At 71.5% G+C, this 20,753-nt stretch carries 15 protein-coding genes; 6 read left to right on the top strand and 9 right to left on the bottom strand.

Annotation, left to right across the window (positions count from 1 at the left end; genetic code table 11):
- Positions 1–17: 17 nt before the first annotated feature.
- Positions 18–1,127, bottom strand: a complete 1,110-nt coding sequence (locus IG98_RS47105; RefSeq protein ID WP_157594432.1) for a hypothetical protein — start codon at positions 1,125–1,127, stop codon at positions 18–20.
- A 602-nt stretch (positions 1,128–1,729) separates the two neighbouring features.
- Between IG98_RS47105 and IG98_RS54630 the strand changes: the two genes are divergently transcribed.
- Positions 1,730–2,800 carry a lytic polysaccharide monooxygenase auxiliary activity family 9 protein gene (locus IG98_RS54630; protein WP_211264041.1) on the top strand — a complete coding sequence of 357 codons (1,071 nt, stop codon included), beginning with the start codon at positions 1,730–1,732 and terminating at the stop codon, positions 2,798–2,800.
- 66 nt (positions 2,801–2,866) lie between these two features.
- Here IG98_RS54630 and IG98_RS0120850 read toward each other — a convergent pair whose 3' ends face one another.
- Together IG98_RS0120850 and IG98_RS0120845 are read right to left on the bottom strand one after the other, a co-directional pair.
- A complete protein-coding gene (locus tag IG98_RS0120850) occupies positions 2,867–3,880 on the bottom strand; it encodes a hemolysin family protein (RefSeq protein ID WP_030914435.1) in 1,014 nt (337 codons plus the stop codon).
- Positions 3,877–5,238: a hemolysin family protein gene (locus IG98_RS0120845; protein ID WP_030914430.1), complete on the bottom strand. Its 1,362-nt coding sequence runs from the start codon at positions 5,236–5,238 to the stop codon at positions 3,877–3,879. Before IG98_RS0120845 ends, IG98_RS0120850 begins: the two co-directional genes overlap by 4 nt.
- Before the next feature lie 304 nt (positions 5,239–5,542).
- Here IG98_RS0120845 and IG98_RS0120840 point away from each other — a divergent pair, with 304 nt between their 5' ends.
- Both IG98_RS0120840 and IG98_RS0120835 read left to right on the top strand, forming a co-directional pair.
- Complete coding sequence (locus IG98_RS0120840) at positions 5,543–6,406, top strand: ion transporter (RefSeq protein WP_342666832.1); 864 nt, start codon at positions 5,543–5,545, stop codon at positions 6,404–6,406.
- 138 nt (positions 6,407–6,544) lie between these two features.
- The gene (locus IG98_RS0120835; protein ID WP_157594431.1) at positions 6,545–7,984 is read left to right on the top strand and encodes a hypothetical protein; all 1,440 of its coding nucleotides are present in this window, start codon (positions 6,545–6,547) and stop codon (positions 7,982–7,984) included.
- On the opposite strand, the gene IG98_RS0120830 is transcribed toward IG98_RS0120835, so the two are convergent.
- On the bottom strand, positions 7,955–11,089 hold the full coding sequence (locus IG98_RS0120830; protein ID WP_030914422.1) for a non-ribosomal peptide synthetase: 3,135 nt from the start codon (positions 11,087–11,089) through the stop codon (positions 7,955–7,957). The two genes, IG98_RS0120835 and IG98_RS0120830, sit on opposite strands and share 30 nt — an antisense overlap.
- The gene (locus tag IG98_RS0120825; protein ID WP_084195531.1) at positions 11,086–13,620 is read right to left on the bottom strand and encodes a S9 family peptidase; all 2,535 of its coding nucleotides are present in this window, start codon (positions 13,618–13,620) and stop codon (positions 11,086–11,088) included. The genes IG98_RS0120830 and IG98_RS0120825 overlap by 4 nt, the downstream gene beginning before the upstream one ends.
- 176 nt (positions 13,621–13,796) lie before the next feature.
- Between IG98_RS0120825 and IG98_RS0120820 the strand changes: the two genes are divergently transcribed.
- On the top strand, positions 13,797–15,008 hold the full coding sequence (locus IG98_RS0120820; RefSeq protein ID WP_030914416.1) for a cytochrome P450: 1,212 nt from the start codon (positions 13,797–13,799) through the stop codon (positions 15,006–15,008).
- A gap of 11 nt (positions 15,009–15,019) precedes the next feature.
- Positions 15,020–16,177 carry a winged helix DNA-binding domain-containing protein gene (locus IG98_RS0120815; RefSeq protein ID WP_030914413.1) on the top strand — a complete coding sequence of 386 codons (1,158 nt, stop codon included), beginning with the start codon at positions 15,020–15,022 and terminating at the stop codon, positions 16,175–16,177.
- Positions 16,178–16,222: 45 nt separating this feature from the next.
- On the opposite strand, the gene IG98_RS0120810 is transcribed toward IG98_RS0120815, so the two are convergent.
- From IG98_RS0120810 to IG98_RS0120790, 4 genes are all read right to left on the bottom strand, one after another.
- Positions 16,223–16,981, bottom strand: a complete 759-nt coding sequence (locus IG98_RS0120810) for a thioesterase II family protein (protein WP_030914410.1) — start codon at positions 16,979–16,981, stop codon at positions 16,223–16,225.
- Positions 16,978–18,024: a hypothetical protein gene (locus IG98_RS45090; protein WP_051752540.1), complete on the bottom strand. Its 1,047-nt coding sequence runs from the start codon at positions 18,022–18,024 to the stop codon at positions 16,978–16,980. Before IG98_RS45090 ends, IG98_RS0120810 begins: the two co-directional genes overlap by 4 nt.
- Positions 18,018–18,845 (bottom strand): orotidine-5'-phosphate decarboxylase, encoded by an 828-nt coding sequence (gene pyrF, locus IG98_RS0120795; RefSeq protein ID WP_051752537.1) that lies wholly within the window; start codon positions 18,843–18,845, stop codon positions 18,018–18,020. The genes IG98_RS45090 and pyrF overlap by 7 nt, the downstream gene beginning before the upstream one ends.
- Positions 18,846–19,066: 221 nt before the next feature.
- Positions 19,067–19,423: a hypothetical protein gene (locus IG98_RS0120790; protein ID WP_051752536.1), complete on the bottom strand. Its 357-nt coding sequence runs from the start codon at positions 19,421–19,423 to the stop codon at positions 19,067–19,069.
- Positions 19,424–19,757: 334 nt separating this feature from the next.
- On the opposite strand from IG98_RS0120790, the gene IG98_RS0120785 reads away from it, so the two are divergent.
- Positions 19,758–20,738, top strand: coding sequence for a DUF6183 family protein (locus IG98_RS0120785; RefSeq protein WP_030914400.1), 981 nt, complete (start codon positions 19,758–19,760; stop codon positions 20,736–20,738).
- The last annotated feature ends 15 nt before the right edge of the window (positions 20,739–20,753 follow it).

Below are 20,753 nucleotides of genomic sequence, written 5' to 3'. Positions count from 1 at the left end.
CGGCCACGACCGGTGTCCTAGCGGGTCAGGTAGGTGATCATCGCCGGGTGGTCGACCTGGACGGCGCCGTTGTAGCAGGTGACGTACCGGATGCTCACGTACGCCGAGTACGACTCCCAGGGGGTGAACAGGTTGCAGAACTCCGAGCCGTAGCCGAACGCGGTGACCTGGACGTTGTCCCGGTATCCGGACAGGCCACCGAAGATCACCTGCCTCCTGGCGACCGCGGACCTGCTGAGCTGCACGCCCCCGGACTGCGAGTTGTAGCTGACCTGATACGGCGTCGGCCGGTAGACACCCGGGGTGTCGGGGAGGTTGTCGAAGGTGTAGGCGAAGCGGTACGACGGGGGCGTCCAGGTGAGGGCCCGCTCGCGGTGGTAGGTCAGGCTCCATCCGGTGTTCAGTGGCGTGCCGGTGGCGTCGTAGCAGCGCACGACGATGCTCTGCGCGGCCGTCGTCGTGTTCCATCCGCCCAGCTTGCAGCGCGCCGGTACCGCCGAATCGACTGCGGTGACCTGGATGTTCCCGGCATAGTCCGCCGAGCCGAGCCTCGGCAGGGTGACCCGCCACAGTCCCGGGGCCGTCAACGGCTCGGCGGTGTTCACCGCGGTCGGCGCAGAGGAGTTGAACCGCGCGGCCACGGCGGAGCCGTTCCAGTGCACGTATCCGAACGCCTGGGGTGCGGGCAGGTACTGGGGGCTGTACCCGAAGGTGACGGAGAACCACGAGGCGATCGGTCCCACGCCGTACCGGTGGCACTGCACCGCCACGATCTCGTCGGCGCCCGACTGCCACCAGCCCTGGATCTGGCACCAGTCGGCGGACTGGGAGATCGCTGTGACGTGGGCGACCCCTCCGGCGGCCATGCCGATCTGCGGGAACCTCACCAGCACCTGGCCGGGGTCGCCCGCGGTGGCCTCGACCTTGAGCTCGTCCGGCCACGAGCCCGCCTGGCGCCTGGAGTCCACGACGGCACCGCCCCTGACGACGGCGAACCCCCAGCGAGGGAGCTCGGTCGCGGTGGCCGCCGCCGTGGTGGTGGTGGTGGCGAGCCCGGTCGCGGCCAGGGCCGCGATGCAGAGCGTTCGTACGATCACTGCCCATGGCCGGCGCATGTCGTCCTTCATCCACATCGGAGTGGTGGTCGTGAGCGGGAACGGCGCGTGCGTGTGCTCTCCGGTTCTTGATAACCCGCCGGCCGGGCCGTTGAGAAGGCCCAACGTGACTCCTGATCTCCCGGTGAACCGACATCGGTTCACCGGGAGGGCCGTGGACAGGGATCGGCGGTCCCCTCGCCTGGGCATCGTGCTCGGGTGAGGTCGCCCGTGTCCGCAGGGACGCGCAACGGGATCGTGGATCGCCGGACGGTGCCCCGACGAGCAGGTGAACCGGCCCACGGGCAGGCCCGGCCGACCTGCTCGGGCGCCGGGCGGTGCGACGGGCTCGCGGTCGCCGGGTCCACTCTCATCGGCCGGACGATCGCGGCCCCGCTTCGCGCCTGTCGGCGCCTACGGGTGCCGGCGGAGTAGATGAACTTTTCATCCGGTTTTGCGGTTTACGGCCAGCTTGTGGCCCGTCGTCCGCCGAGAGCCGTAGATCACTGTTGCCGCTGACCGGGGACTGGGTGACGGTGGGGGACACCTCTGGCGTGAGGACTCGGCCCTCACTCGGCGCGCCAGGACTCGTCACCCCGGCATTCGAAAGGAAACCTGTGCAGATGAGGTCACGCGTGCTCCGACTCTTACGCGACCAGACTCACCCCTCCGACGACGCCCCCCTCCGCCGGACCAGGCTCCGGCGGGTGTTCGTCGCGGTCGCGGCCGCACTCATGCTCACCACCGTGATGGTCGTCCCCGCCTCGGCGCACGGCTCGATCAGCGATCCGCCCTCGCGCAACTACGGCTGCTGGCTGCGCTGGGGGAGCGACTTCCAGAACCCGGCCATGGCCCAGCAGGACCCCATGTGCTGGCAGGCCTGGCAGAACAACACCAACGCGATGTGGAACTGGAACGGGCTGTACCGCGAGGGTGTCGCCGGTAACCACCAGGCCGCGATCCCCGACGGGCGGCTGTGCAGCGGCGGCCTGACCGAAAGCGGCCGCTACGCCTCCATGGACGTGCCGGGCGCGTGGAAGACCGTGGACCGCCCCGCCAGGTTCACCATGAACCTGATGGACCAGGCCTCGCACGGTGCGGACTACATCCGCGTCTACGTCACCAAACAGGGCTACGACCCCAAGACCCAGCGGCTGAAGTGGAGCGACCTGGAACTGGTCAACCAGGTGGGCAAGGTGCCCACCGGCCTCACCACACCCATTGACGTGTACGCGCCCGGCCGTACCGGCCACCACGTCGTCTACACCATCTGGCAGGCCAGCCACTCCGACCAGTCCTACTACTTCTGCAGTGACGTCAACTTCACCGGCGGCACGAACCCCACCCCGACTCCGACCCCGACCCCCACGCCGACTCCGACTCCCACACCGACTCCCACCTCGCCCCCGGCCGGTGGCTGCTCGGCCACCTACCGCACCGTCTCCCAGTGGTCCGGTGGCTTCCAGGCCGAGGTACGCGTGACCGCCGGCTCCGGCGCGATCACCGGCTGGACGGTGAACTGGACCTTCACCGGCGGTGAGCAGGTCAGCTCGGCGTGGAGTGCGACCGTGACCGCCAACGGGTCCGCGGTCAGCGCCCGCAACGCCGCCTACAACGGCTCACTGGGCGCCGGCACCGCCACCACCTTCGGGTTCATCGGCTCCGGCACCAGCGGCACACCCACCCTCACCTGCACCGCGACCTGATCCCCGCCTACTGAACACATGCGTGCCGGCCCGCCGCCTTCCGGGCTGCGGGCCGGTTCCGCCGTCCTACGCCGGGATGAGCAGGGTGGTCAGCAGGTCGTCCAGGCTGACCAGCCCGGCCAGGGAGCCGTTCGCGGTCCGGACGAGCGCCAGCTGGCTGCGCGCGGCACGAAGTTCGGCGACCGCCTGGGAGATCGAGGTCTCCTCGACGAGCTCGGGCAGCCGGTAGGCGATGTCCCGGGCGCGGATCCGGATGCCGCGCCTGCGGGCCAGGTAGGCGTCCCGAACGTGGACCACCCCTGCTGGGCGATCACCGTCCCACACCACCAGGCGGGTACGGCGCGTCCGAGCCGAGGCACCGACGATCTCTTGAGCCGAGGCGTCGAGCGGCACTCCGGCGATGTCGCTCACCGGGACGGTGAGCGAGGCGATCGACGCGTTCGGGGCGTGCAGGGCCTGGGTGAGCACCGCGTGGTCGTCGGTCTCGATGAGCCCCAGGCGGCGCGACTCCTCCACCAGGTGCTGCAACTGCTCGGGGGTGCGAGGGTTGGCCGTCTCACCGCGGGGTTGCACCCGGAACATGCGCAGCAGCAGGTTACTGACGCCGTTGAGCGCGGTCAGGATCGGCCGGACGGCCACGGTGAAGCCGCGAAAGGGCAGCGCCAGGGCCGTCGCCGAACGCTCGGGGTGGGCGATGGCCCATGACTTGGGGGCCATCTCGCCGATCACCATGTGCAGGAACGTCACGATGGCCAGCGCGATCACGAAGGCGACCGCGTGCGCGGCGGCCTCGGGCAGGCCAAGGGTGTCGAAGAGCGGTGTCAGGCTGCCGGCGATCAGCGGTTCGGACACCACGCCCAGGCCCAGAGAGCACAGGGTGATGCCGAGCTGGGCACCGGCGAGCATCAGCGACAGCTCCCGGATGCCCTTCACGGCCGCTGCGGCGGCGCGGCTGCCGTGCGCGGCCTCCTTCTCCAGGCGGTGCCGTTTGGCCGCGACGAGGGCGAACTCGGAGGCGACGAAGAAGCCGTTGCCGATCAGAAGGAGTACGGTCAGCAGAATGCCGGTGGGCAGGTTCACTTCTCCTCCTCGCCTTCCTGGATCGCCTCGGTGTTCCGGAAGGGGCGCAGCCGGACCCGCTCGGGTACGTGCCGGTCGAGGGTCAGCACCTCGATCTCCGCGTGCGTGGGCGCCTGATCCGCCATGGAGGGGACCAGGTCGACGGTGACCACGTCACCGACCGCGGCGAAGCGTGCCAGACGCTGCAGGATGAGCCCGCCGACGGTGTCGTAGTCGTCCTCGTCGGGCAGCTCCAGTCCGGTGGCCAGGGAGACCTCGTCGATGCGCAGGCTCGCGTCGATTTCCCAGCCGTCGCCGGTGGCGACCACGGTGGGGATGTCGAGGTCGTTCTCATCGGCGATCTCCCCGACGAGTTCCTCGGCGACGTCCTCCCAGGTGACCAGCCCGGCCAGGCCGCCGTGCTCGTCCAGGACGCAGGCGACCTCCTCGTCGCGTGCGTGCATCTGGGCGACCAGGTCGGGCAGCGAGATGGAGAAGGGCACCATCAGGACCTCGCGGGCGACGTCGGCCACCGGTGTGTCCGCGGCCTTGTCGGCCGGGACCGCCACCAGCTCGCGCAGGCCCACGATGCCGATCACGTCGTCCAGGCGGTCGCCGAGCACCGGATAGTGGGTGTGCCCGTAGCGGGAGATCAGCTCGTCCAGCTCGGGGATCAAAGCCGAACCGGCGATGCCGACGACGTCGGCGTGCGGGACCATGACCTCCTCGGCGGTGTGCTCGGAGAAGGCCAGCGCCCGCTCCAACAGGTCGGCCTGGTCGCCGGGCAGGTGCCCGTAGGCCTCGGACTCGCCGATGATGTGCCCGAGCTCCTCCAGCGTCGCGCCGTGGTGCAGCTCCTCGACCGGCTCGATGCCGACCGCGCGCAGCAGCCTGTTGGCCGCGGAGTCGAACAGCCGGATGATCGGCCCGGCGATCGTCAGGTAGGCCAGGGTGGAGGAGGCCAGCGCGCGGGCCAGCGGTTCGGGCCTGGCCAGCGCGAGGTTCTTGGGGGCGAGCTCGCCCAGCACCATCTGGATCACGGTGGCGACGATGAAGCCGAGCACCAGGGCGATACCGCCGGTCGCGCCCTCGGGTACGCCGAGTGCGGCCAGCCCGGGGGCGATCAGCTCGGCCAGCGCGGGTTTGGCGATGAAGCCGACGACCAGGGCGGTGACGGTGATGCCGAGCTGGGCGCCCGACAACATGAACGACAGCCGCTCCATGACCTTGATCGCGCGGGCGGCCTTCTTGTCGCCTTCGGCGGCCTGCTGGGACAGAGCCAGGCGATCGGCGGTGACATAGGCGAACTCCTGGGCGACGAAGTAGCCGGTGGCCAGGGTCAGCAGCAGAACGGCCAGCAGGCCGAGGGCGATGCTCACCTCGGTCGCCTGTCCCGTGATCGGCGGTCTCTGACGTGGCCTCTGTTATGGCCGGAGTCCGACGACACGGACACCACCACCTTGCCCTTTCATCCGGCCCTCGTGGCCGGCTCATGTCCTCCCGGATCGTCGACGCGGGAGGATCTCCGTGTCCGCAACGCTAGCCGATCTTCTGGGGCCGGCCCGCTCCGGGGTCTTTCACCGAGGTCAACGCTCCGCAAACCGGCGGGGTTCCTTTTATGGCATATGTCATACATTCAGCGGTTTTCAGGGGCGACCTGGGTGGGCTTACGATGATCGGCATTTGCCCCCTTCCCCTCCGGGAGCTGACCTCTTGCCAGGGCGAGAACGCATTCGTTCCTTCCTTGAAACCCGGCTCTTCCAGCGGGTTGTCATAGCCGTCATCGTGATCAACGCGATCACGATCGGCTGTGAGACCTCCTCCTATCTGACGGACCGGATCGGCGGGTTCCTGCACGCCGTCGACCGGATCGCCCTGGCGATCTTCACCGTCGAACTCGCCGCCCGCCTCTACGCCTACCGGGGCACGTTCTTCAAGGACCCGTGGAACTGGTTCGACGCGACCATCGTGACCATCGCGCTGATCCCGGCGTCCGGCCCGACCTCCGTGCTGCGGGCCCTGCGAATCATGCGGGCGCTGCGCCTGGTCTCGGTGGTCCCCAGCATGAGCAAGGTCGTCGGTGCGCTGTTCGCGGCCATGCCCGGGATGGCGGCGATCGTCGGGCTGCTCCTCCTGGTCATGTACGTCTCGGCGGTCCTCGCGACCCAACTGTTCGGCGGAATCGCCCCCGAGCACTTCGACGAACTGCCGACGTCGCTGTTCACCCTGTTCCAGGTCATGACCGGCGAGGCCTGGCCGGACATCGCCCAGACGGTCATGGCGGAGAAGCCATGGGCCTGGGTCTTCTTCGTCGGCTACATCCTGATGTCCTCCTACGTGGTGCTCAACCTGTTCATCGCCGTCGTGGTCAACGCCATGGACGACCAGAACACCTCCGCCGAGGAACAGCGGACCGAGGACCAGCTCACCACCATCCTGAACGAGCTCGCCCGCCTGCACGCCAGGATCGACGCGATACAGGGTGCCCCCCGAGTGGCTCAGCCCGTCAAGGCGCCGCGCAGGAACGCCGCCCGCCGCTCCCGATGACCGGCCCGTAGAAGATCGGCCCATCCGGGATCTCCCGGGGGCCTTTGGGGACCACCCCCTCCAAATGCTCACCGAACGTCGACGTCTCGTATCAGAATGACATGACGCCAGGTGGTGGCCGACTTCTGCGAGGGTGGTATGGACAACGTCATGCGGCTGGTCGACGCTGCGGCACTCGATCCGAGGATCACCCCCGAGCAGTTGAGCGCCCGCTATGGCCAGGACGACCACGTCTTCAGTCTGCTGGCCGTCGCGGAGGCGATCCTCAACCGGGTTCCCGCCGGCGTCACCCAGTGGCTGTCGGCTCCGGGCACGCGCACGATGTGGGAGGAAGTGCTCACCGTCCAGGAGGGCAACCACCAGCTTTCGTGGTGGAGCAAAATGATCACTTTCGGGATCGAGCACCCCGACACCCTGCGCGCGGACCGGCGGCTGGCCAGGATCCGCCAGCGTCGCCGAGAGGCGCAGTTCGTCGTGACCACATCGGTGGACCGGCTGGTGGACGGCCATGTGCGGGACACCGCGCTGCGGCGGCTCAAGGACGCCCATCCCCAGGAGGCCGATTCGATGCTCGGCGAGCTGCGCCGCCTGAGTGGCATCGCCGGTGACGAATGCCCCACCCCCGGGGCCGAACGGCTTCTGTGTCTGAGCGATGAGCGGTTTCGCAACCTGGTCGCCCAGGATGTCCAAGGGCGCGCGGGCGTCGACGAGCTAAGGCATCCCGCTGTACTGGCCCGCTGGTATGACGCCCTGGTCGAGCTGGGCTCGCAGACCTTCGAGCAGATCGGCCTCGAAACCGGGGAGCGCCACGTCCGGGCCTGGTTCGCCGTTCCCGACCGGTACCTGCTCGATACCCGGCACCACGCGTCCGTCGAGGACTGGGCACCCAAGCTCACCTTCCTCACCCACCTGCGCGCTCGCCTGATGGAACGCGGCAGGCTCCGCCGCGCACACGACGTACGGCTGTTCCAGCAGGTGCACAGTCCCCTGGAGCAGAGGCTGAGGGCGGCCTACCCCGACGAGTACGCCCGCTACCGGCAAGAAGAACCCCCACCTGCCGCCGCGCCGCAGGCGGGCGAACCTCGTCCGCCCCATCCCGCCGCGTTCTCCGGGTACGCGGAGGTGCTGCACAGGCACGCGTGGGAGGTGAAATGGATCTACGACGGGCACCGGGTGTGGCTGGACGCCTGGCGCGGAGACGACTGGCGTAGGGACGGCCGCATCGTCGTCACCGCCGCACGGAGCAGAAACGCCGGTAAGTCGTCATGGAGCAAGCCCAACTTCGTGTTCCACAACCGTCGTTCCCGCCGCTACACCCTCCTGTCGAGTGCGGAGGCCCTGGTGACGCTCGCCGCGGAGAACCCCGCCGTCACCCCGACCCGATACCTCAAGGCCGTGGTGCCGCAGGTACGTGAGCATCTTGAGGCGCTCATACCCCCGGACGGCTTCCGCTGGCGGCACCCGTACCCGCCCCCATGCGGCTCGGCTCCGGACAGGCCGCAGGAGTTTCACGAACCGCCTCAGCCGTGCGGGCTTGCAGGCGGGGATCTATCCGGGTTCGCGCAGCGCCGAGGCTAGGCCCGCGGCCGTGGGGTGTTCCCACAGCAGGCGGGCCGCCACCGGCCTGCGCAGGCCGTCACGGAGGCGGTCCAGCAGTGTCACCGCGAGCCGCGAGTCACCGCCAGCCTCGAAGAAGGCGTCGTGCGGGCCGATCCGGCGGTCGCCCAGCACCCGTCGGAAGGCTTCCAGCACCTGCAGTTCCAGCCGGTCACGTGGCTCGTCCGTGCGTTTCCCGGCGCGGGCGGCCGAGGAGGCCAGCCGGCGACGGTCGATCTTGCCCGCGCTCGTCAGCGGCAGCTCGTCCAGCACGTGCACGGTCCCCGGCACCATGTAGCCGGGCAGCCGCCCGGCCGCCCATGCCCTGGCCTCCTTCGCCGTCACCGGCCCGGAGGCGGCGGCGCGGGCGGAGGCGGGCACGGGGACGGACACGTAGGCCACCAGCTGGTCGTCCTCCAGCGTCACCGCCGCGTCGTCCACACCGGGACAGGCGCGTAGCGTCTGCTCGATCTCGCCGAGCTCGATCCGGTAGCCACGGTGCTTGACCTGGTGGTCCACCCGGCCGATGAAGTCGAGGCGGCCGTCGGGGCGCTGCCGCACCAGGTCGCCGGTCCGGTAGAGCCGCCCGCCGGGCGCCGGAGGCCGGCCCGGTGCGGGGGGAGGCGGCGCGGCGAGGGGCACGAAGCGTTCGGCGGTCAGCGCGGGTCGCCGGTGGTAGCCGCGGGCCACGCCCACGCCGCCGACGTGCAGCTCGCCGGGCACGCCCCGGGGCGCCACCCGGCCCGCGGCGTCCAGCACCAGCGCGTACGTTCCCGCCATGGGCAGCCCGATCGGGGGTGCGCCCTCGCCGGGCGAGCAGTCGGCCAGGGTCGCGATGACGGTCGCCTCGGTCGGCCCATAGGCGTTGACCATGCGCCGGCCGGTGCCCCAGCGCTCGACCAGTTCGGGGGGGCACGCCTCGCCACCGGTCACCAGCACCCGAAGGTCGGGCAGCAGGTCGTCACCGGGCAGCGTCGCGATCACCGAGGGGGGCAGCAGCACTGCGTTCACCGCGCGCCCGGACAGGCACCTGCTCAGTGCCCGGCCCACGAGGATGTTCCCGGCCTCCGGTACGCACAGGGTGCCGCCGGAGGTCAGCGTGGTGAACACCTCCCAGACCCAGGCGTCGAAGGTCGGCGGCGCGAACTGCAGCAGCCGCGTGCCAGGACCGATGCCCAGCTCGGAGGCGAGGGCGGTGACCAGGTTGCACGCGCCAAAGTGCTCAAGCAGCACCCCCTTGGGCAGGCCGGTCGAGCCCGAGGTGTAGATCATGTACGCGAGGTCGCGCGGCCCGGCGGGCCTGACCGGGGCGGTCAGGCCCGCCGGGCCGCTCCGATCGAGGTCGAGGTCGAGGTCGAGGTCGAGGTGGCGCCCCCCGCTCCGCGGCAGTTCGCGGAGGATCTTCCCGGTGCTCACCAGGACGGCCGCCGCCGCGTCGGACAGCAGGTACTCCAGCCTGGCGGCAGGCTGGGCCGGGTCGAGCGCCAGGAACGCGCCGCCCGCGTACAGCACCCCGGCCACGACCGTGACCAGGCGGGCCGAGCGGGGCAGGCAGATCGCGGTCACCGTGCCCGGGCCCACCCCCTCGGCGGCCAGCCGACCGGCCAGCTCCCGGGCGCGCTCGTCCAGCTCGCGGTAGGTGAGCCGCCCGTCGTCGCCGTCCACCGCCGTCGCGTCGGGGGTGCGCCCGGCCTGTGCGGCGATCAGTACGGCCAGGGTGGCGTCCGGGGCAGCGGCCACCGGTGGGCCGGGAAGAGGACCGGAGCACTCCTCCAGCGGCAGGTCGAGCACCGGCCGGGTGGGGAAGCGGGACATCTCACCGAGCAACCGGACCAGGCGGGCGGCCATCAGCTGGATCGTGGTGTGGTCGAAGACGTCGACGGCGTAGGTGAGGGTCGCCCGCAGCCGCTCGTCGCCGCTCCCGGGGAGGGGAGTGCGCGGCCGGTCGCCGCCGTCCCCGCCCTCGCGGCCCCTGCCCGATACCTCCGCAGTGAGGCGCAGGTCCAGGTCGTGGGCCGTCCACGGGGTGACGGCGTCCGGGGCGTCGAGCGGTTCCAGGCGCAGGCCCGCAGCCTGGTGCGTGACGGGATGGGGCACGACGCCGTACGTCACGTCGAACAGCGCGCCCCGGCTGGGGGTGCGGGGCGGGGCGACGGCGGCGGCCACGTCCTGCAGTGGCAGCCGATGCCGCCAGGCGTCGCCGACGGCTCGTTCCAGGCGGGCGGAGAGGGCGGTGGGGCCGGGGTCGCCGGACAGGTCCACGCGCACCGGGAGGAGGTCGTCCAGCGGCCCCACCGTCCCGGAGAACTCGTTCGGCTCCCCGCCGAGCGGCCCCGAGACGCGGCCGGGGGAGTGCACGCCGATCGGGAAGCGCTCCTGGCCCGAGCAGCGCGACAGCAGCGCGGTGAACGCGGTGAGCACCGCCAGCGGAGGGTCGCCCAGCCCGGCCGGTACGGCCACCTCGAAGTGGTGTGCCCCGCCCGCGCCGGAACGGCGCCCGGGGCGGGGACGGTCGGTGGCCACCTCCAGCGGTGGCATCTCCCGAAGTTCCGCACGCCAGAACCTTCCACTGTCGGCGTCCGCGTCCCCCTCGGCAGGGACGAAGGGCGGCTCGGGCAGGCGCGGGGAGTCATCCTCGACCCTTGCCCGGTACAGCTCGGCCAGGTCGGCGGCCAGTACGGCGGCCGAGCCCTCGTCGGCGACGCACGGGTGCGCGCGCAGCACCAGCACGTGCTCCGCCGGGCCGAGCGCCAGCAGCGAGACGCGGGCCAGTGGCCCGGTCACCAGGTCGAACGGCCGGGAGTCCAGCTCGGCCAGCGTCGTGCCGAGCTTCTCGCGCTCGACCGGAACCGCCCGCGGGGCGGGCAGGACCCCGGCCGAGACCACCGGGCGCGGCCCATCGCCCCGGGTGGGCAGGGACCAGCGCAGCACCTCGTGCCGCGCGGCCAGGTCGCCGAGCGCCGCGCCCAGTGCCGCCTCGTCGAGGGGACCGGTCAGCCGCAGCCGCAGGGAGATCCCGCCGGGCATGGCATCGCCGAGCAGATGTTCCAGCCAGGCCCGCTCCTGGACGGGCGAGAAGAGCCTCACCGCTGGCTCCCGGGCAGGTTCAGCCGGAGCCAGTCCAGCTCCTGTTCGATCATGTTCTGGAAGTTCGCGGGCGAGACCATCGAGTACGGCATGTGTGCCTCGCCCCAGTAACTGACCAGCCGCACCTTCTTGGCCTGCCTGGCCAGCGCCGTGTACATCTCCTCGGAGCCGGTGTGGGTCAGGTAGTCACGCTCGCCGTGCAGCATGAGCACCGGAGTCTTGATCTTGCCCGCGTGCAGCAGCGGGCTGTTGCGCACGTATCGCTGCGGGTCCTCCCACGGGGGCTTGCCCAGCCCGAACTCGAAGGCCGGGTCCTCGATGTAGGCCGGCGCGAACCATTCCTGCGCGCGCGGCGTGTAGCGGAAGCGGGAGTCGAACACGCCGTAGCTGCTGATCACGTCGGAGAAGCCGGAGATCGCGATCGCCGCCTCGAACCGGTCGGTCCGGGTGACGAGGCTGTGCACGTTGTAGGAGCCGAAGGAGTGCCCCATCACCGCCAGCCGCTTGGCGTCGGCCACCCCCGCGTCGATCGCGGCGTCCACCGCGTTCATGATCGGCTTGGTCGGCCAGGTCATCGGTTCGGCCGCCGCCTTGCCCTCGGGGCGGGGGATCGACGGGACGAGCACGGCGTAACCGCCTGCGGCCAGGAACTGCAGGGTCAGGTAGCTCGGGTTGTTGACCTGGAACTCCGGCACGTCCTCCAGGGTCGAGACGATCCGGGTGCCGTACACGTTGACCACGAGCGGGTGACGCTGACCGTCGCGGTGGCCCGGTGGCAGCAGCAGCGCGCCGGTCAGCTTCTCCCCGTCCGCGCCCTTGTAGGTGATGAGCCTGCGCTGAGGGGGGAGCACCTGGGCGAGGTGGCCGTTCAGCGAGATCCGCTGGGTGTGGCGGCCGGCGTGTGTGGTCCACAGCGCGGTGCCCTGGTCGCCGCCCGCGCCGAAGACCGCGGTGCGGCTGGCGGGGGAGTACCCGGCGACGCCCGCTTCGGGGTGCGGCGCCGGAAGCGGGGTCAGCACCGGTGCGGCGCCGGGCGCCAGCTCGTACAGGCCGCCCTTGGTGTCACGCGCCAGCACCAGGGGGAAGTCGCGGTCGAGCCGGGGGTTGGCCGGTTCGGCACCGCCCCGGTCGGTGGGACGTACGCCGTTGCGCCTGACACCGTCGTCCAGCGGCCAGGCCAGCTCCGCCAGCGGGGCGGCGCCGGTGGCCTTCAGGTCGCGGGCCTGCCCGGTACGCGGGTCGATCAGCCAGGCGCGCCCGTCGGTCACGCCCAGCACGCCGCCGGCCACCGGCACCAGCTCCAGCGGGGGGACCTTGAACCGCGAGGTCAGGTCGCGCGGCTTGGCGGTGGGATCGGCCGGGTCGAACGCCCACCAGTCCTGGCGGGCCGCCGGATCGGCGGCATCGGCGACCCGCGTACCGCGTACCAGCGGGGTGCCCGCGCCCCAGAGCAGGCCGGTGGCCACCAGCCGGTCGGCGGCCAGCGGCGTGGCCTTCCCGCCGGCGGCGGGCACCAGGTAGGCGGTGAACGGGTCGGGCGTCTTCGGTGTGGCCTTGCCGACGACCAGCAGGTTGGCGCCGTCGGCGGCCCAGCGGGGCTGCACGGTGACCGAGGGACTCGGCACCTCGGTCACCACGCGTGGCTGCTCGCCGGAGGCTGAGGCGATCGCCAGCCGGGTACGCCGTTCCAGCACACGCTTGAGCTGCCCGGCGCGTGCGGGGGTGGGGCCGAGGTCGTCCACCCGGGCGATGCGCCGCCCGGTCGGGTCGGCGACCAGGTTGCCCGCCGTGTAGGTACGGGCCGGCCCCGCTGAGGTGATCTTGCCGGTGACGGCGTCGATGACGGCGATCTCCTCGTCCAGCGCGTCCGCATCGCCGGCGGTGGAGCTGTCGAGCACGGAGGCGGTGTCCTCCTTGCCGCGCTCGACCTTGGCCCACTCCTTCGGGGCGGCACGCTGGGCCTCCAGCCACTGCCCGTACTCCAGCGACCAGCGGCCGGGGTTCACCATCGGCGCGATCACCCGCCGGGAGTCCAGCCACTGGATCAGGTAGCCGGAGGCGTTCGTCATCGTCTGCACCCCGCGCGGGGTCAGTTTGCGAATCTCGCCGCTCTCGCGGTCCCACACGTGCAGGAACACGTCGTCGCCGCCCCGGGTGGAGGCGAAGGCCAGCATGCGCCCGTCGGGCGACCAGACCGGGTTGTAGTGACCGGTGCCGTCCTTCGCCCCGTGCGTCACGTCACGGGCCGGTCCCGCGCCGTCCGCTATCCAGATGTCGGCGCGCTCGTTTCCATCGACAAATGATGCGCCATATCTGCTCGACTCGCTCGGGCCGCGTTTTACGACCGCCGCCACTGATTTACCGTCGGGGGACGGGACGACCTGACCGAGTTTCTTCGTGGTCAGGAAGTCCCGCATCGTGAACGGCCCGGGGGCCCGCACCGCGACAGGCTGCTCCACCGGTGGGGAAGCGCCTCCGACCAGGGCGGTTGCTGTGAGCAATGACAGGACGAGCTTGACACGTAGCACCATGGGAGGACGATAACCACGTCATCGGAAACGCGGAAAAACGCCCGAGCGGTCCTCCTGCGGGAGGCTTATAATCCCGCCTTCGCCTTAATCCGACCAGCCCGCCGGCTAAATCAGTGCCATCCCGCCGGCGAGATGACAGCTGCCGGAAATTTCTCCGAGGAATGGAAGGTTCGTAAATGACCGATGTCGATCTGTCCGACGCCGATCTGCACGTCGGAGACAGACCCCACGAGGTCTTCCGCCACCTGCGCGACCATGACCCGCTGTACTGGAACCCAGAGGGCAGGGAACCGGGCTTCTGGTCGGTCACCCGCTACGAGGACTGCGTGAAGGTGCAGAAGGACCCTCGGACCTTCAGTTCCAACCAGACCAACACCCTTGGCCCGCACCGCAACACCGGTGACCAGGGATCCGGAAAGATGATCAACACGACCGATCCGCCCCGCCACACCGAGCTGCGCAAGCTGGTCAACAAGTGCTTCACGCCCCGGGCCATCGCCGCCCTGGAGCCGTACCTGCGATCGGTCGTCAGGGACGTGTTCGCCGACGCGCTGGAGCGGGGTGAGTGCGACTTCGCCGAGGTCGTGGCGGCACTGCCGGTCGCGGGCATCTCCGCGCTGCTGGACGTGCCGCGCCAGGACTGGGACCTGATGCTCAACCTCACCTCCACCGCGTTCGGCTCGCACGACAGCGAGTACCAGCTGACCTCCGACGTGCGTGCCAACGCCGCCCAGGCGCACGGCCGGCTCCTGCTCTACTGCCAGGGCCTGGTGGAGCGGCGGCGCGCCTCGCCCGGCGACGACATCGTCAGCCTGCTGGCCCACTCCCAGGACGCGGGAGTGCTCAGCGAGGAGGAGTGCCTGCTCTTCTTCGACGTGCTGATGCTCGGCGGCAACGAGACCACCCGGCACGCCGCCGTCGGAGGGCTGCTGGCCCTCGTGGAGCACCCCGACCAGTGGGAGCGGCTGCGCAAGGAGCCCGAGCTGGTGCCAGGCGCGGTCGGCGAGCTGCTGCGCTGGACCTCGCCCAGCCGCCACGTGCTGCGCCGCGCCGCCCGCGAGACCGAGCTGCACGGCAAGACCATCCATCCGGGCCAGGACGTCGTCATCTGGCACACCTCCGCCAACCGCGACGAGCGGGTGTTCGACGCGCCGGAGGTGTTCGACGTCGGACGACCCCGCAGCTCACGCAACGGGCACGTGGCGTTCGGCTCCGGGCCGCACTTCTGCCTGGGCGCCGCCCTCGCCGAACTGGAGCTCACCGTCTTCCTGGACGAGCTCGCGGCCTCGGTGTCGGCGGCCGAACTGCTCGGACCACCCGACTATCTGCGCTCCCCGGTCATCAACGGCGTCAAGCACGTCCAGGTTCGGCTCCATCCGACGGGGTAGAGGCATCCACCATGAATTCGCTCACCTGGGATCAGGTCCACGCGCGGCGGCTGGCCCGCCACCATCTCGCGAAACCCGTCTCCGGCGACCTGCGGAAACCCGTGCGTGACGTGTGCGGGGTGCAGGCACAGGTCGCCGCCGCGGCCGAGCTGGCCATCGGGTCACGGGTGAGGGACGCCACCCGAGAGCAGGTCCGCGCGGAACTGTACGACGACAAGCGCCTCGTCAAGACGTACAGCCTGCGCGGCACCCTGCACGTGCACGCCGCCGACGAGCTGGCCCTGTGGCTGGCGGCCATGCGCTGGAAGCCCTACTGGCGTGCCAAGGGCAGCTGGCACGCCCACCACGGGCTGACAGCGAAACAGGGCGAGTCGTTCGTCGACGCGGTCCGCGAGGCACTGGACGGCGAGTGCCTGACCCGCGAGGAACTGGCCGGGGAGGTGTCGGGCCGGGTCGGCGCCTGGGCCAAGGACAAGCTCACCTCCAACTGGGGCGAGCTGCTGCGTCCGGTGGCCTACCTCGGCGTGCTCTGCTTCGGGCCGGTACGGGGGGCCAAGGTCACCTACGTCAGGCCCGACCGGTGGGCGGGACTGAAGGTCGAGCTCGGCGAACAGCCCGACCCCGAGGAGTCGGCGATGGAGATCATCCGCCGCTACCTGCGCGCCTACGGTCCCGCCACCCACCAGGACCTGGCCCGCTGGTTCGCGCTCAGGCCGCCTGAGGCGCGCGAGGCGCTGGAGTCGCTCGGCGACGAGATCGTCCAGGTCGAGGTCGAGGGCCGCAGGGCGTACGTCCTCGCCGACGACGAGAGCCGCTGGCCGTCACCGGCGAGCTGCCTGCGACTGCTGCCGCAGTACGAGGCGTACGTCCTGGGCAGCGGTCCCAAGGAGGTCGTCGTGCCCAAGGACACCGCCGGACGCGTCTTCGAGCACGGCCGGGGCAGATACGAGGGCGCGGTCGCCCACCAGATCATGCTCGTCGACGGGGTCGTGTCCGGCATGTGGGAGCGCAAAGAGAAGGGCGGCAAGGTCGAGATCAAGGTCGAGTCGTTCGTCGAACTCGATTCCGGCCGGAGCGAGGAGCTGGAGCGGGAGGCCGAGCGGGTCGGCCGCTTCTACGGCGCCGAGGCCACCCTGTCCATGGGCAGGCTCACCGGCAGGAAACGCTGAGTCCGCCACACGGGCCCCGCGGCCGGTTCGGTTCGTGACCTTCGCTCACCGGCAGGCGCCGAGGTCCTCCCGGATCACACCCAGCACCGACCGGCGCTGGGTGTGGATGAAGAAGTGCCCGCCAGGCAGCAACCGGAGCCGGAACGCCGACCCCGTCTGCGCGCTCCACGCGCCCAGCCCGGCGGCCGTCGTCGTCGGGTCCCCGATCCCGCCGAACACCGAGATCGGGCAGGCCAGCGGCGGCTCGTCCTGGTGGACGTAGGACTCCGCCACGTCCAGGTCGGCACGGAGCACCGGCATGACGAGGCTCATCAGCTCCGCGTTGCCGATCACCTCCGGGGGGATGCCGTCCAGCCGGTGCAGCACCCGCATCAGGTCCTCGTCGCAGAGCCGCCCGAGCCGTGGCATGCCGTCGCGGATCTGGGGGGCGTTCCAGCCGGAGACGAACAGCCGCCTGGGGCCCGGCAGCCCGCGCGAGCGCAGCCGCCGCGCCGTGGTGAACGACACCAGCGCGCCCATGCTGTGCCCGAACAGCGCGAACGGCAGCGGGGCCAGGCGCGACAGTTCGTCGATCACCGGATCGACGATCATCGACAGCCGGTGCGGCGGCTTCTCCCCGATGCGGGTCTCCCGGCCGGGAGAGCGCACCGCCCACAGTTCCACGTCGTCGGCCGACAGGTCGGCCCAGCCGCGAAACGTGGTGGCGCCGCCTCCCGCGTTGGGCACGCAGACCAGCCGGACGCGCGGCCGTTCCGGCCGCCGCAGCGGTACCAGCCAGCTCGCGGTGGTCAGGCGAGCGGTCACCACGAGACCTCCAGGGTTCGTGCGGAGTCCCGGACCCGCTCGCAGGTGGCGACCAGGTCCGCCAGGGATTCGGGGGGGAGCATGTGAGCCGCGTCGCCGGGGCGATACAGCCGCTCGGGCTTCGTACACGACTCGATGAGCAGCCCGTCCGCGCCGTACGCCGAGGCCGCCAGCGCGGCCGGGGCCACCAGCGCGGCCGAGCGGGTGCTGTGGCTGGGGTCGAAGATCACGGGCAGCTCGGTACGGGCGCGCAGCGCGGTGATCGCCCCGAAGCCGGGCTGCTGCGGTGTCCCGGTGGCGCCCGCGCAGAGCACCACGGCACTGTTACCCCGGGTGAAGACGAACTCCGCGGCCCGCAGCCAGTCGTCCAGGCTCGCCCGTGGCCCCCGCATCAGCAGCACAGGGCGCCGCTGGGCACCCAGCTCGGCCAGGAGCGGCCGGTTGTCCAGCTGCCGACCGTCCACCTGCAGGCAGTCGGCCACCTCGGCGACGGCCGCCACCTCGCGCGGGTCACAGACCTCGGTGATCACCGGGATGGCCGCCGTCCGCCGGATCTCCGCCAACGCCTCCAGGCCTCGCAGGCCTCTGCCGGGAAAGTGGTAGGGACTGCTGCGCGTCTTGGACAGCCCGGCCCGCAGCGCGTGCGCCCCCTGCGCTCTGACCGCCAGGGCCGTCTCGACCGCGTCCTCGGTCGACTCCAGCGCGCACGGTCCCGCCGCCCACCACAGCCTCGGCCCCCCGACCACTCCGACCTCCCGGGGAGCCCCCGGCGGGCCGGACGGCGGTGGGCCGCCGATCGTCACCTCGCGCGGGGCCACGCCGCTGTCGCGCCGTACCAGCCAGTGGCCGTCGGGGGTGGGGCGGCGGGCCAGCACGGCGGGCGAGGCGGGTACGTGGGCCAGGGATTCGTCGCCGCTCACCACGACGAACACCCTTCCGGCCAGGCGCACCGGCCAGGCGGTGACGTTCTCGTGCGCCCCGGCCCGCGCCGCCACCTGCTCGGCGACCTCGGCGGAGGTGCCGGGCCGCAGTTCGATCAGCATGCCGGGACCCCCGCGCCGATCTCCTTCCGCCAGGTCGCGATGCTCGCCTCCAGCGCGGCGACGTCAGGGCCGTGCCGCAGCACCCCGGTGGTGACCGGCAGCACGGCCCGCCCCGGCGCGCGGGCGGCGACGGCGACGAGGTCGCGGGTGTCGCGTCCGGCCCGGCCCAGGCCAGGCAGTTCCACGACCGCGGACGGCATGCGGGCCACCAGGTCGCGGGCTTCCTCGGGAGCGGCTCCGACCACGGCCGCCGCCGCCACGCCGTGCTCGTCGTTCCACTCCCGCACCTCGTCGGCGGTGCGCTGGGCGACGGTGCGCGAGCCGGTCATGGCGCACTGCACCCCGCCGGCCGCGTGGTTGGAGGTGCGTACGAGCACCATGACCAGGGTTCCACTGTCCCGGGCCCGGCGCAGCAGCGGGCCGAGGGAGCCGAAGCCCATGAACGGGTTCGCCGTCACCGCGTCCCCGCGCAGCACGCTGCCGGGCCCCAGGTAGAGGTCGGCATAGGAGTCCATCGTGTCGTCAGCATCGCACACCTTCGCGTCCAGCACCGCCAGCGAGCCCCGCTCGTGCACGCCGTCGACGACGTCACGCAGCAGGGCGGTGCCCGCGGTGCCGAATCGGGTGAAGAACGGCACCTGGATCCGGTAGACGGCCACCTGCTCGCCCGCGGCCTCCAGCGCCGTCGCGCACATTCGCCGGGCCCCGCCCACGTCGTCGGGCATCCGCCACGCCTCCAGCCACTTGGGGGAGGGGGCGAGTCCCAGGCAGAGCGCGGATCGGGTCTGCAGCAGGTCGGTCCATATCGGTACAGCAGCCATGGGGCCATTGCACACAACCGGGCCCGTGTCCGCACGGCGTCCACTCGCCGCCGGGGTTCCGGCGAGTAGAATCCCCGCTCCTCACCGTGCCCGCGGTGAGGAGCGGGGATTTCACCGCTTCTTGATCTACACTGTAAAGGGGTCGGCTCGGTGAGAACCCGCACGCGCGGCGCACGGACCCGCGATCACCGACCGGGCTCGGACGCGCCGCTGTCTGCCGCTCAGCGGTTGGTCCACAGGTGCCAGAACCAGTCGCCCTCGGAGCAGGTGTAGTGCTCCCAGTGGCCTCGGTCGATTCCCCCCTGGCCGGCCGCCACGCAGTTGGAGTGGCTTGAGAACCAGTCTCGGTACACATCGTCACCGGCGGGTACCCGGCTGACCGTGCCGGCCTGTGTGCCGGCCTGCGCGGCGACCGTGCGTGCCCCGGTCCCGTAGGCGGCGGCCGAAGCCGCGAAGGCGGGGGTGCCCGTCGCCAGCAGGGCCATGCCGACGATCGCGCCGACCGCCGGCAGCGCGCGGACGCGGAACGCCCTTGCGGGGCCGCCGTGCTCGCCCAGGGGGGCGGAGATGTCGTTCATCTTCACTCCTCGTGTTCGTGGCGTGAGATGCCGATCACCGCACGCCTGCTGTCCGCGGAGACCGTGACGTGGGGTCCGCGGTCCGGGGTCGGCCCGGGCCGCCGCTCTTCCGGAGGATTCCGCCGAGGTCGCCTTGCTCAACTCCGCCGTCACCGGCATGATCGTTCGGGTCCCCGTGTCGACCGTCTCCTGACTTCCGTGATGGCCGACATACGGGACGCCACCGTTTCGGTCACCATGTGACTACGTAGTGTAATGGTGTCCGATTGGCAAAGGACGGGTTTTCAACACGAGGAGGAGCGAGCATGCGGGCGAGGCCGCCGGAGGAGCCCTCGTGATCTCGCACGGGCTCGTTGACGGGCCACATGGGCCGATCATGTCGCGCGTTCCCGGCGACACCGGGTCGCTGGCCGAGCTGGTACGCGATCACTACACCGGTGAGCGGCGGCTTCGGGAGGTCCGCGACCTGGCCGCGCTGCTGGCCGAGTCCCGGCGGGTCCACCACCTGCTGCCGCTGTTCGGGTGTGCGCCCGCCGAACCGGACACCTGGGCGGAGCTGATCGCCTGCCTGGCGCAGGAGCTGGTGGTGCGCCGGGTCAACCTGACCCGGGTGCCGGCGGCGGTGCGGTGCGCCGCCGCCCTGCGCGAGCTGGGGCATCCTCTCGCGGGGCTGCCACTGAGGCTCGGCAGGGGGGAGCGCTGGATCCGCGCGCCCTACTTCCAGTCGGGCTGGCTTCCCCGGCGTGAGCACCACGTCCCCGAGCATCCGGAGGTCGCACGGATCCTCGGGGACGGTCGCACGCTCGCACGGGTTCCCGGTGGGGAGCCCACGATCGTGAGCACCCGGCAGGAGGAGCGGCTCATCACCGCGGCGGTGGAGCACTGGAGTTCACCGGGATGGGCCAAGATCTTCGAACTTCCCGGGGCTGTCGGTTTTGAGGAGCTGGTGCCGCTGGGGGTGAACGCGTTCCTGCCGGACGCCTTCGTGGCGGAGACCGGGTTGAACGGGCAGCGAGGCAGCCTGGGGGCGGTGGTGGGCGAGCTGTTCACCTCCGCCTACTGCGACGCCGCTCACTCCTTTGGGCTTCGCGGCGGGTACGGCAGGCTGGCGACGTGGCGGTCGGTCGCCGGTCTGGTGCGCGCCCCCGCCGACGCGTCCGTCCACCGGGTCAACGAGCTGGCGGCCCGGTGGCGGTGGCTGGCGTTCGGGATCACCAGGCGCACGCCGTACTGGACGGACCAGGAGCTCGCGGTCGGTGCGCTCGGCCCGCGGGGGAAGGTGCTGAGCCTGCTGGTCTCCCACGACACCGACTGACCGGCCCTTGGCCGG

It is taken from the genome of Streptosporangium amethystogenes (genome assembly GCF_000721075.1).
GTDB classification, from domain to species: Bacteria; Actinomycetota; Actinomycetes; order Streptosporangiales; family Streptosporangiaceae; genus Streptosporangium; species Streptosporangium amethystogenes.
Note: the sequence above shows the minus strand (reverse complement) of the source record. Positions and strands in the feature narration are given on the sequence as shown.

Bases quoted from the DNA above. Each gene is read 5' to 3' on its own strand.
- IG98_RS47105 (WP_157594432.1), bottom strand. From the start codon at position 1,127: ATGAAGGACGACATGCGCCGGCCATGGGCAGTGATCGTACGAACGCTC.
- IG98_RS0120835 (WP_157594431.1), top strand. From the start codon at position 6,545: ATGGACAACGTCATGCGGCTGGTCGACGCTGCGGCACTCGATCCGAGG.
- IG98_RS0120825 (WP_084195531.1), bottom strand. From the start codon at position 13,620: ATGGTGCTACGTGTCAAGCTCGTCCTGTCATTGCTCACAGCAACCGCC.
- IG98_RS0120820 (WP_030914416.1), top strand. From the start codon at position 13,797: ATGACCGATGTCGATCTGTCCGACGCCGATCTGCACGTCGGAGACAGA.
- IG98_RS0120815 (WP_030914413.1), top strand. From the start codon at position 15,020: ATGAATTCGCTCACCTGGGATCAGGTCCACGCGCGGCGGCTGGCCCGC.
- IG98_RS45090 (WP_051752540.1), bottom strand. From the start codon at position 18,024: ATGCTGATCGAACTGCGGCCCGGCACCTCCGCCGAGGTCGCCGAGCAG.
- pyrF (WP_051752537.1), bottom strand. From the start codon at position 18,845: ATGGCTGCTGTACCGATATGGACCGACCTGCTGCAGACCCGATCCGCG.
- IG98_RS0120790 (WP_051752536.1), bottom strand. From the start codon at position 19,423: ATGAACGACATCTCCGCCCCCCTGGGCGAGCACGGCGGCCCCGCAAGG.